The organism is Lysinibacillus sp. NPDC093197 (genome assembly GCF_044754025.1).
Classification (GTDB): domain Bacteria; phylum Bacillota; class Bacilli; order Bacillales_A; family Planococcaceae; genus Lysinibacillus.
In genome coordinates this window covers 182,061-194,352 of record NZ_JBIVOH010000004.1, presented here as the reverse complement: position 1 = coordinate 194,352, position 12,292 = coordinate 182,061, and the positions used below count along the sequence as shown (strand labels likewise).

Below are 12,292 nucleotides of genomic sequence, written 5' to 3'. Positions count from 1 at the left end.
GTCCTTAATAAAACCTTTAATTATTATAGAATTTTATAGTTTAATTTTATTTTGGTCACCAAGACAAATTACATGTATTTATTAGTAGGAGATGAAAAAATGAATTTATTTATTATTGGAAATGGCTTTGATTTAGCTCATGAATTACCGACAAGCTATAAACACTTTCATTCATATTTAAAAACAATGTATCCTAAAGCGCTAGAAACTAGTCCATCTTTTAATATTTCATCAACTTTAATGCCAGACGGTTCTGAGGTATATGATGATGATGAGGTAGTTGCTTTTTTAATGGATGTAATTTCTAAAGCAGAAGAAGATGGAGATCACTGGTGTAATATTGAACAAAGTCTAGGGTATTTAGATTTTGATGATTATTTGGATGATATGTCATATTTATATGATGAAGATGATGAGAATTTTAATGAATGGCATATGGCATATAACCATGAAGATGTTTCTCAAAATTTTTATCATGTTACAATTCAAATTAAAGAATTTTTTTCTAGATGGATTAATTCAATAGATATTTCGGATGTAGAAGTTAAACCGACTTTGAACGATTTAATAGATGCTTCTAATGATTATGTCATTAATTTTAATTATACCAGGGTTTTAGAAGATATTTATGGAGTAGAAAATGTATTTCATATCCATGGTGAACAGAATAATGAAATTATTATAGGCCATGGTGTTGAAAGAGAAGATTTTGAAAATGGCTATGTAGGCACTGAATTTTCACTAGCAGAGCTACATAGTTCTTTAAGAAAAGACACAAGTAAAATAATACGAGCTAATCGTTCATTATTTGATTCTCTAGGATTAGTAAATAAAATTTATTCGCATGGATTTTCTTTTTCAGAAGTAGATTTACCTTATATTAAAGAAATATGTAGTGTATTAGATACTAAGGATATCACATGGTACTTAAATGATTATGATTCTATAGAAACGAGATCTCGTTTTATTGAGAGTATTAAAGAATGTGGATTTAAAGGGGATTTTGCAGTTTTCAACATATAGAGTTTTAATATTTCAAAAATTAGCTGTAATGATATATAAGAAAATGTAACTAATAAAGATGAGACTATATAAGTATAATTTCAGAAAGAATAAATTGTAAATTTAGTTATTATTAGTTATGATTATTCTATCTCTAAAATTGGTTGTGAGAGCAATTAGTTTCGATGTTTAGCAAATTTCTGAACGTTCATAAACTCGCTAAACCACCAGATGTCGAGGATCAACGCTATTAATGCTTGGCCTTCCACATTGAATAAACTAATCAAGGTTAGAATTGCCTCCTTACGGTAATTATACCAAATGTTTAAGAAGTCCTATAAAGGGACTAGTGGTCAAAGGGCACTTTACTCTTTAGAGTAAACCCCGCCAAATTATGCTAGGAGGTTGATCTGTTATGAACAGAAGTAATGGACCACGGGGATTACATGGCCTCTCTAGCTCTTCTGAAATTAATTGGTCAAAATATAAGAAAAAGAAATATCTTCATTTTGATAAACGAGTGGACATAAAAGATGATGAGCATATGCAAGCTAAAATCCAAGACCCTTCTTGGGTAGCTTCATATGCTTTTTTACCATCTATCCATTTTAAAATTGTATTTAAAAAATATATAACTTTAAAAAAAGAAAACGGCGAAAAATTTAAGAAAAAAGATAAGAAGCCTCGTGAAATTTATTATGCTGCTCACAAAGATAGTCTTATTTATAAATATTACGGAGACTTATTAAACAATGCGTATAATGATTATGCTTCCGAGAAAGGCATTGATGATATAGCCGTAGCTTATCGTAATAATAAGCGTGGCAAAAATAATATTGATTTTGCCTATGAGGCTTTTGATTTTCTTTTGAAACAAGACCAGGCAATAGTTATAGCTTTAGATTTTACGAGCTTTTTTGATAATATCGATCATAAATCACTTAAGCAAAAAATGAAGCGTGTATTAAATGTAGAAGAATTGTCGAAAGATTGGTTCAAAATTTATAAAAATATCACTCGTCATTCATATGTAGAGAAAGAGGATATTGAAGAATTTTTACTTGATAAGTACGGTAAAAAGAAATTGAAAAAGATTCGATCTCGATTACCTCAAATTATGGAACCAGCTGAATTTAGGGAATTTAAGCATGGAAAAATCAAGGTGAATCAGTATTCATTCGGTATACCGCAAGGCTCTGGCATGAGTGCTGTTTGTTCTAATGTACATTTGATCGACTTTGATAAAGAAGTGCTTCAATGGGCCAAGCAAAAACATCCGGATGCTTTATATAGAAGGTATTGTGATGATCTTATACTAGTTATTCCTGCAACTATCGCTACTGTGGAACTACTTGAAGAGTGGAAGACTGAGTTGATGGCTCAAATTGATTGCTATAAAGATGAAGGTTTGATCATTCAAGAGAAGAAAACAGTGCTGCGTTTATATAGAGATAAGACGATTTATAATGAAAAGATGGAAGTTAGTCCTTTAGATTATTTAGGCTTCGTCCTAGATCGAAATCTCATTCGAATACGCGAGAAAAGTTTGTTCAAGTATTATGCCCGCGCATATAAAAAAGCTAAAACAAGTAAGCGAATAGCTTATGCTACTAATCGACCGGGACCTAAAAGAAAGTTATATGATTTGTATACGCATCTTGGCCATAAATATATGGGATATGGTAACTTTAATGCTTATGCAAAAAAAGCACATAGAATGATGAAGACGTTGCCTTGTAAATCTCATATTAAAAAGCAAACTAAAAGACATTGGTTGAAGATACAGAAAAGGTTAAGTGATTAATACAACAGGGAGAGAAGAGAATGACTTTCGGCAAAACAATCAAAATGTTTTTAATAGACGGAGATCCAAGTGGCCGTTTAACTTGTGAACTTTCAAATTGGACAGGCTTGGCGTATCGAATTCCTCGTACTGAAGTTAAGAAGTGCGCAGATCGTCCTAATTTAAATTCAACAGGTGTGTATATGCTATTCGGTCGTAATGAGGATGATAAAGAGGCTGTTTACATAGGTGAAGCAGAAGAAGTTTATAAACGTTTGCAAGATCATTTACGCGAAAAGGGCTTTTGGAATGAAGTCATTGTATTTATCAGTAAAGACGAGAATTTAAATAAAGCTCATATTAAATATATTGAAAATAAGCTGTATGAAAAAGCGAAAGCGACTAATCGCTATTTCGTAATGAACGGTAACATTCCTCCAGTACCATCAATATCAGAACCAGATCGCGCGGAAATGGATGAATATATAAGTAATCTTATGATGATGGTGAATACGCTAGGACATAAGCTATTTGAAGAGATTAAAGTTAGTTCAGAGATCAATGAGAATGAAATTTTCTATATTGAAGCTGCTCGTGGTGCAAAAGCAAAAGGGGTTCAGACGCAAGAAGGTTTTGTTGTATTAAAGGGATCTAAAATTGCTACTGATTATGTAAATTCCTATGGAGAGCGTTCAATTGCAATGCGAAATGAGCTAATACAGACAGAAAAAATAGCTGTCATTAATAATGAATTTATTGTGATGGAAGATCTGTTGTTTTCGAGTCCTTCGGCAGCAGCTGATATTGTCATGGGGCGAAGTGCAAATGGATTGACGGAGTGGAAGGATAGTAATAGAAGGAGTTTGAAAGATTTGGTTTAATCGACTATGAGAAGCGGCATTATAGGTTGGAGTGAATGATGAAAAAAATCAAACGTTTTTTATACTATAAAGAAATGAATTCTAGTGACTTTGCTTTTTGTTTTTTACTAATCCTAGCACCTATATTTATAATAATAAGTCCTTTACAGACGACAGTAATAATCATAATTACGACATTAATACTTTATGGAGTATGCCTACTTGCTAATCGATTAATTCTGGAAACTAGTCAGGAACGTTACAACAGTTTGCCAAGAGATTATAAAAATTATGTAGCATTAATTATTTATACGCTCCTTGGGTGTTGTGTCTTTATGCTAGCTGTAGCGAATAATTTAAATGAAATGAGTGAGTATTTTAAATTTGTAGTAGTGATGTTTGCATTAACCTTATTTACGTATCTTTATTCTATTCTAATAATTGTAAAGGCAATCATTACTTATATGTATTATTCGGTACTAAAAAAGTTTTTTATTAATGAGGACTTAACTGAAGAATCTTTTATTTCAAGGGATGTTTTATCTCAGTACATTACTCTCAATGATCAAATTAAATTCTTTAATACAGTGATTGTAAATTTGATTTTTTACTTTGGTTTAGTTGGATATATGTTTTTTGGGATTGTGACACTTATAAAAAGTGATGAAGCGATAATAAAAGCTTTAGTAGGCTTTGCTGATAAATATAGTATTGCTAGTTTTGGAAATACTGTCGGATTGATTTCATTAATAATAACAATTTACACAGTAACGTATTCAATCCAGGGGAGGATTTATGAAAAGGCTGTAGCAGCATATAAAGAAAAAGTTGGTGGTTAAGTTGAAAGATGGATAAAACTGTTTCAACGGAATGGACCACGACAATTGCATGGCCTTCCTAGATCAAAATATAAAATGAAAACCTATTTGCACTTTGATGAGCAAATAAAAATAGAGCATATGAAAGCTAAAATCCAAGATCCTACTTGGGTAGCTTCATATGCTTTTTTACCGTAAGAGCATTTTTACTGAAACAATACTTGATATAATCACGTATAATAGTACTAACATCGATCAAAGGAGCTAACTTATATGGGCTACCAATCCGAAGCACAATTAGAAGTGAATTTACTGAAACAGTTAACAAACCAAAGTTACACACCCGTGACCTTAACAGATTACGAAGATGTTAAAGTAAATTTCCGCGAGCAATTAAATAAATTTAATGAGCATAAATTAAATGGCCAACCATTAACTGATTCAGAATTTCGTCGTATTTTAACGGAAATTGAAGATAAAAGTATTTACGAATCATCTAAAATCTTGCGTGATAAGCTACGTATTGAGCGCGAAGATGGGTCGGATCTATATGTTGAGCTGCTAAATACGAAGGAATGGTGTAAAAATTTATTCCAGGTTACGACGCAGACTACAATGGAAGGTAAGTATAAAAATCGCTATGACGTTACGATTTTAATAAATGGCTTACCGCTTGTACAAATCGAATTGAAACGACGTGGCTTAGATTTTAAAGAAGCCTTTAATCAAATCCAACGTTATCGCCGCCATACATTTACAGGGCTATATCGTTTCTTACAAATCTTTGTAGTGAGTAATGGTGTTGATACAAAATACTTCTCTAACTCTGATTACGATATTCAGTTTGGCTTTACATTCTTTTGGACAAATGTAGAAAACGAATTAATCACGACGTTACAGGATTTCACAAGTACTTTCTTGCAACCATGCCATTTAGCGAAAATGATTAGCCGTTATATGGTCATTAATGATACAGACAAAGCTTTAATGGTTATGCGACCGTACCAAGTGTATGCAGTGGAAGCATTAGTAAAACGCGCAACAGAAACAAAAAATAACGGCTATATTTGGCATACGACGGGCTCTGGTAAAACATTAACCTCTTTTAAAGCGGGGCAAATTCTTTCCAATGAAGATGGCATTAAAAAAGTATTTTTCTTAGTAGACCGTCAAGATTTGGATAGTCAAACGATTCAAGAATTTAATAAGTTCCAAAAAGGAGCTGTAGACCGGACAGAAGATACGTCTGTTCTAGTTGAGCAAATTAAAGATCCGATGAAAAACTTTATTGTTACAACGATTCAAAAGATGAATAATGCGGTAAAAAGTCCAAAATATTCTTCAATTATGGAGCCTTATAAACAAGAACATGTTGTATTTATTATCGACGAGTGCCACCGCAGCCAGTTTGGGGATATGCGAAAAGAAATCAATCAGCATTTCCAAAATGCACAGTATTTCGGCTTTACGGGTACACCGCGTTTTGAAGAAAATAAAAGCCAAGATGGTCGTACCACTGCCGATCTTTTTGAAAAGTGCTTGCATCATTACCTAATTAAAGATGCCATTCGTGACGAAAACGTACTTGGCTTCTCTGTAGAATATATCAGTACCGTTAAATCAAAAGTAGATGACAATAATACACAGAAAGTGCATGCGATTGATACAGAAGAGGTTTGGCATGATGAGCGCCGTTTAAACCTTGTTGCTGATCATATACTTGATAATCATTTACGTCGTTCAAAAAGTAAAGGCTACTGCGCGATGTTTACTGTGGATTCAATTCCGACGTTAATTAAGTACTATGATATTTTTAAGTCGAAGGACCATAACTTCAAAATTGCTGGTATATATACATATGGTCAAAATGAAGATAGTGATGGGACAGAAGAACATTCACGTGAAGCTTTAGATCGTATGATTACAGATTATAATGGCTTCTTTGAAACGGATTACTCGACAGATACTTGGGATCGTTATTTCTCTGACGTTTCAAAGCGTGTAAAAAAGGCACAAATCGATATTTTAATCGTTGTGAAAATGTTCTTAACAGGCTTTGATAGTAAGCCTTTAAATACATTGTATGTTGATAAAAATATGGTTTATCATGACTTGCTGCAAGCCTATAGCCGTACCAATCGTGTAGAAAAAACGACAAAGCCGTACGGGAATATCGTGTGTTACCGTAATTTAAAAGACAATACAGATGCAGCGATTCGCTTGTTCTCACAAACGGACAATGTCGATACGGTGCTTATGCAAAGTCAAACTGAATATTTAGGCGCTTTTCTAACGGCTATTTCTAATTTAAAAGCATTGGCAGCAACCCCTGCAGACGTTGATCAATTAGAAAGTGAAGAAGAAAAGCATCAGTTTATCATAGCATTCAAGAACGTGACGAAGTTCCTGCAAAAATTGCAGTCGTTCTCTGACTTTGAATTTGATGCAGATGTACTATCTATTTCGGAACAAACCTACGAGGATTTCAAAAGTAAGTATTTTAAAGTATATGACGAATATAAGCGGAGCGAGCTACCAAAGGAATCCATTCTTCATGATGTGGATTTCGAATTAGAGCTTATGCACACGGATACAATTAATGTCGGTTACATTCTAAATCTAATCGCCAATTTAAATATGGTAGATACAAAAGAGCGTGAGAAGGAAATTCGTTTCATTGAGCAAGAGCTAGATCACGCGACAGATCCGAAGCTACGCTTAAAAATGGAGCTCATTAAAGACTTCTTACACAAAGTAGCTCCAACACTGCCTGTTGATATTTCTGTAATCGATGCCTTCCATCGTTATGAGGAAGAAATGAGTGAAAAAGAACTTACAGAGTTTGCAAAAGTAAACGGCATCGAGAATACCGTACTTCGTGAACAATTAGCAACGTATGAGTATTCTAATTACATTGAAAAGCAAACGATTATGGACTCGTTACCAGGAAGCTTCTTAAAGAAATCACGAACAATCAAAGCCATTACATCATTCATTCGTGAATTCACTGAAAAATATGGCGCATAAAATAAGAAGGAGAGGGCTAATTACTAGCCCTCTTTTTCGTTATTTTAAAAAATATCAAAAAATATTTCCGCTTTGTGTTGATATTTTTAAATATATCATTTATATTTAGAGTGTAGTGAAATGATATTTTTAAAAATAACTTTCGGGGTGATGCCATGAAACTAGAACAAATTGCTGAATTTACTCAAGGAGCATTTGCCACTAGATTAGAAACGACAGAGAAAAATATACCTACTGTGGAAGTAAAGCCACTTTCCTTAAAAGAATTTAATGAGACATTAGGTGTTAGCTACCGCATTTCAAATGAAAAAAAATTAGCAATCCGAATTCCTAAAGAAAAATTAGATGCCCGGCTTTTAACTGACACCCAAAGTTTAGTGCTGCATACACAAGCAGAAAAGGTTGTTTTACTTCCTGAAAAGTACAGTGGCCTACTACTAACCAATAACTTTTTAAAAATCAAGTTACATGATTCCGTGGATTTGGCGTTCTTTGAATGGTATTTCAACGAACACCCAGCGATTCAAAAACAGTTGTCTGTTCTAAGTGAAGGTAGTTCTGTCTCTATGTTGAAGCTTTTACGTTTAAAGGATCTTAATGTTGAACTACCAGACTTAGAAAAGCAAAAAGTTATAGGGCGCATTGCTCAGTTAAAAAAGCAGAAAGAAGCGTTGCAACTAGAACGCATAGAATTACAGCGTCAATTTATTCTAGGGCAATTGATGAAAAGCATGGAAAATAACTAACGTTAGGAAGATTAATGATGGATTTATTTGAAAAAGATAAGATAAAAAAGGAATTTAATGAGAAACTGTGGGTAATGGCTGATAAATTACGAGCGGAGTTTGATTCTACTTCATATAAGGAGTCTATTATTCAACTTTTATTTTTAAAATATATTTCAGATCAGCACGACTTTAAATTTCCTGAACCCAAAAATCTTAATAACTCATTAGACCATCGCCTAACTTATTATAAATATAGTAATGGAGGAATAACAAATGACAACAAGTGAAATACAACGCCAGCAGCAAGCTGAGCTACACAAAAAATTATGGGCAATGGCCAATGACTTACGTGGTCAAATGGATGCAAGCGAATTTAAAGATTATATCTTAGGTTTAATCTTCTATCGCTATTTATCAGAGAAGGTAGAGGCGCGTGCCAACACATTATTAAAAGAAGACGATATTTCGTATGCAGATGCTTGGGCAAATGAAGAGTACCGTGAAGATTTAGCAGAATACTTAATAGATGAGTTAGGCTATGTAGTAGAGCCTGAATATTTATTTTCACACTTCTTAAAAGAGATTGAAAAAGGTGAGAACGGCAGTTTTGATATCGAAATGTTAGCGAACGGGATTAAAGCTATAGAATCTTCTACTTTAGGAAATGACAGCCAAGAAGACTTCGAAAACCTATTTGATGATATGGACTTAAACTCTTCACGTTTAGGACGTGCTGTAAAAGATCGTACAGCTTTGATTAGCAAAGTAATCGTGAACATTGCCGACATTCCATTTTTACAAGACGATGTGGAGATTGATATATTAGGCGATGCCTACGAATACATGATTTCACAATTCGCAGCGAACGCAGGGAAAAAAGCAGGCGAGTTCTATACACCTCAGCAAGTATCAAAAATCTTAGCGAAAATCGTCACTCAAGGCAAAACTGAGTTACGTAGCGTATATGATGGTACATGTGGATCAGGCTCACTACTATTACGTGTTGGCCGTGAAGCAAAAGTATTCAAATATTACGGGCAAGAAAAAGTATCAACAACGTACAACTTAGCGCGCATGAACATGCTGCTGCACGACATTCCGTACCAACGTTTTGATATTAAAAACGACGATACATTAGAAGCTCCAGCGCATTTAAGTGAGCGTTTTGAAGCAATTGTAGCGAATCCACCGTACTCAGCGAAATGGAGTGCAGATCATAAGTTTACAGAAGACGAGCGTTTCAGTGCGTATGCGAAATTAGCACCGAAATCAAAGGCGGACTTCGCGTTTATCCAGCACTTTATCCATCATTTAGATGATAACGGTACTTTTGCGGTTGTATTACCACATGGCGTATTATTCCGTGGTGCAGCTGAACTAACGATCCGTAAGTATTTAATAGAAGACAAAAACTATTTAGATGCAGTGATTGGTTTACCAGCAAACATTTTCTACGGTACATCGATTCCAACATGTATTTTAGTGTTCAAAAAATGCCGTAAACATGATGATAATGTGATCTTTATTGATGCATCGAATGATTTTGAGAAGGGTAAAAACCAGAATATCTTATCGGACGAGCATGTAGAGAAGATTTTAGCGACGTATGAGAGCCGTGAAACGATCGAGAAGTATTCGTACGCAGCGACTTTAGAAGAGATCAAAGCTAACGACTATAACTTAAACATCCCTCGTTACGTGGATACATTTGAAGAAGAAGAGGCGATTGACCTGCAAGCTGTAGCGAAGCGTTTAGAAGAAATTGACGCTGAGATTGCGAAAGTAGATCAGGAATTGGCGAAGTTCTTTAAGGAATTGGGGGTGTAGGGATGGCTGTGCCGAAGTTGAGGTTTAAGGGGTTTGAAAATGAATGGTTTCAACATAAAATAGGTGATTTTTTTGAGCATCTAGCTACTGGTAGTACACCATCTAGAATTGATTCTGATTATTTTAAAGGTGACATACCTTGGATAAGTAGTGGAGAGTTAAAGTCACATTATGTATCATCTACTAAAGAATATATTACAGAAAAGGCTGTTAAGGACACTAACTTAAAAATCTATCCACCAGGTACAATGTTTATAGCAATTACTGGATTAGAAGCAAAAGGAACACGAAATAGTGCAGCTATTAATACTATTCCGATGACGACCAATCAATCTTGTTTGGCATTTCCATTAAATGATTTATTAAATTTAGATTTCTTGTATTATTGGTATAAAAAAAATGGAGAAAAAATAGGCATTACTTATACTCAAGGAACTAAACAACAAAGTCTTACACCAGGATTAGTTAAAAATTTGGATATAGTTTTGCCTTCTATTGAGGAACAAGCTAAGATAGCTCAGTTTTTTAATTTAATAGAATTAAAAATTGAGCATCAGAAAGAAAAAATCGATTTGCTAAAAGAGCAGAAAAAAGGGTTTATGCAGAAGATTTTTAATCAGGAATTGCGGTTTAAGGATGAGGATGGGCAGGCTTTTCCGGAGTGGGAGAAAAAGCCTTTAGGAGACTTAGGAGAATTCGGTGTGAGTTATTCATATTCACGTTCATGTGAAGGAGAAGGGTTGGTTCAGCACATACATTATGGTGATATTCATACAAAATTGCCTACGATTTGTGATAAGGTTCAATTCCCCTCAATAACTGAACAACGTGATTTTGAATTTGTTAACGACGGAGATATATTATTTGCAGATGCTTCTGAAGACTACAATGATTTAGGTAAGGCAATCCTTATTAGATCATTACAATCAGTTAAAACTGTTGCTGGATTACACACTCATAAATTTATACCTAAAGAATCGGTTTATCCACTATATCTTATTTATGTTACTCAAACGAAAGGATATAGAGAATTTATAAAGAAAATGGGGACGGGTGTTTCAGTTTTAGGTATTTCTAAAACAAATCTTGCAAAATTCGATATTCTATTACCTTCACTAAATGAACAAATAAAGATTGGAGAATTCTTATTTTCATTCGATCAAAAAATACATTCATTAAATAGCCAACTAGACTACTTAAGCAGTCAAAAACAAGCTTTCATGCAACAAATGTTCATTTAACTAATAAGAGCAGTTCTAAACAGTATTAGAACTGCTTTTAATTAGCCTAAATTATTATCTTAAAGGAGATTCAGATGCAGCAAATTTTAAATAAATTAAACTTAGAAGATTCTTCAATCAAACTATATTTCATTACTAAAATAACAGAAAGTTCAATAACTAATTACTCCTCATACACTGTGGATTTAAATAAACAAGCAAATAATTTCCGAGATGATTTTTTAGAGAAATTACAAAAAGATATAGAAAATAAACCTTTGAATGAATTTGATGTTGTAAGTCCTGAAGAAGATTCAATCGAATATTTACCAAGTACTGAAGTAAATAATCTTAGTATAATTAAATCCTTATTGAATCCTATTACCTCCAGACCCATTACAGATCTCGATTTAATTTTAAATGACATTTGGGGATATGTGGCAGTGCTTACTTTACCAGATAAAAAGCAAGTCAATATATTTAGAAAGTATATGAAAGTTTCAGCTTACAAAGCTAAAGCTCAATTCAGATTAAAAAATGGTCAATTAGAACAAATTAAGCCTGAGCAGTCTATTTTCTTAGATTTTAAAACGGATAGTATTGAAGTAGATGACAAAATGTATATTCTCAACCGCTATTACTTTCATATATTCTTTTCATTTGAGTCGGCCTATGTTCAATTTGTCGAAAAAGCATTAGATGATTTAAGCTCTCTAGATATTATTGAAAACTTCGGTGATTTCTCCAAAAGATGTTTAAGTAGTGGAAATCTCACAAAAAAATTGGTTACAATAATTAAGGAAAACCGACTGCAATGGTTTAAAGAAAACATAGATAAAATGCCTACAATGATTAAAGAATACAACTTAAAGGTTGAATTACAAAATAATAAAATCCACTTCACTAAGAATGGTTGCAAAATTTCAGATGTAATGAAATTAATTATGCGATGTTGTGTCGAAGATCCTGTTGATGGTACAAAAATGTTTGCAAGCCGTACTAAAGTCGTTACAACCCAATAAAGGGG

General features: G+C 33.5%; 10 protein-coding genes. All 10 read left to right on the top strand.

From position 1 onward, the window contains the following. Positions 1-99 precede the first annotated feature (99 nt). The 10 genes from ACIP9G_RS13250 (at position 100) to ACIP9G_RS13205 (ending at position 12,287) form a co-directional block, all read left to right on the top strand. Positions 100-1,023, top strand: a complete 924-nt coding sequence (locus tag ACIP9G_RS13250; protein WP_401019944.1) for a bacteriophage abortive infection AbiH family protein — start codon at positions 100-102, stop codon at positions 1,021-1,023. A 394-nt stretch (positions 1,024-1,417) separates the two neighbouring features. After that, positions 1,418-2,806, top strand: coding sequence for a reverse transcriptase domain-containing protein (locus ACIP9G_RS13245; protein WP_401019941.1), 1,389 nt, complete (start codon positions 1,418-1,420; stop codon positions 2,804-2,806). Between the two features lie 20 nt (positions 2,807-2,826). Continuing rightward, positions 2,827-3,666: a GIY-YIG nuclease family protein gene (locus ACIP9G_RS13240; protein WP_401019938.1), complete on the top strand. Its 840-nt coding sequence runs from the start codon at positions 2,827-2,829 to the stop codon at positions 3,664-3,666. Positions 3,667-3,701: 35 nt separating this feature from the next. Continuing rightward, positions 3,702-4,484, top strand: coding sequence for a hypothetical protein (locus ACIP9G_RS13235; protein ID WP_401019936.1), 783 nt, complete (start codon positions 3,702-3,704; stop codon positions 4,482-4,484). A 252-nt stretch (positions 4,485-4,736) separates the two neighbouring features. After that, a complete protein-coding gene (locus ACIP9G_RS13230; RefSeq protein WP_401019934.1) occupies positions 4,737-7,490 on the top strand; it encodes a type I restriction endonuclease subunit R in 2,754 nt (917 codons plus the stop codon). Between the two features lie 155 nt (positions 7,491-7,645). Next, on the top strand, positions 7,646-8,236 hold the full coding sequence (locus tag ACIP9G_RS13225) for a restriction endonuclease subunit S (protein WP_401019932.1): 591 nt from the start codon (positions 7,646-7,648) through the stop codon (positions 8,234-8,236). A gap of 17 nt (positions 8,237-8,253) precedes the next feature. Beyond that, positions 8,254-8,505 carry a type I restriction-modification system subunit M N-terminal domain-containing protein gene (locus tag ACIP9G_RS13220; protein WP_401019929.1) on the top strand — a complete coding sequence of 84 codons (252 nt, stop codon included), beginning with the start codon at positions 8,254-8,256 and terminating at the stop codon, positions 8,503-8,505. Then, the gene (locus ACIP9G_RS13215) at positions 8,492-10,045 is read left to right on the top strand and encodes a type I restriction-modification system subunit M (protein WP_401019927.1); all 1,554 of its coding nucleotides are present in this window, start codon (positions 8,492-8,494) and stop codon (positions 10,043-10,045) included. Before ACIP9G_RS13220 ends, ACIP9G_RS13215 begins: the two co-directional genes overlap by 14 nt. Before the next feature lie 2 nt (positions 10,046-10,047). After that, positions 10,048-11,286 (top strand): restriction endonuclease subunit S, encoded by a 1,239-nt coding sequence (locus tag ACIP9G_RS13210; RefSeq protein ID WP_401019925.1) that lies wholly within the window; start codon positions 10,048-10,050, stop codon positions 11,284-11,286. Between the two features lie 74 nt (positions 11,287-11,360). After that, on the top strand, positions 11,361-12,287 hold the full coding sequence (locus ACIP9G_RS13205; RefSeq protein WP_401019923.1) for a Kiwa anti-phage protein KwaB-like domain-containing protein: 927 nt from the start codon (positions 11,361-11,363) through the stop codon (positions 12,285-12,287). Positions 12,288-12,292 lie beyond the last annotated feature (5 nt).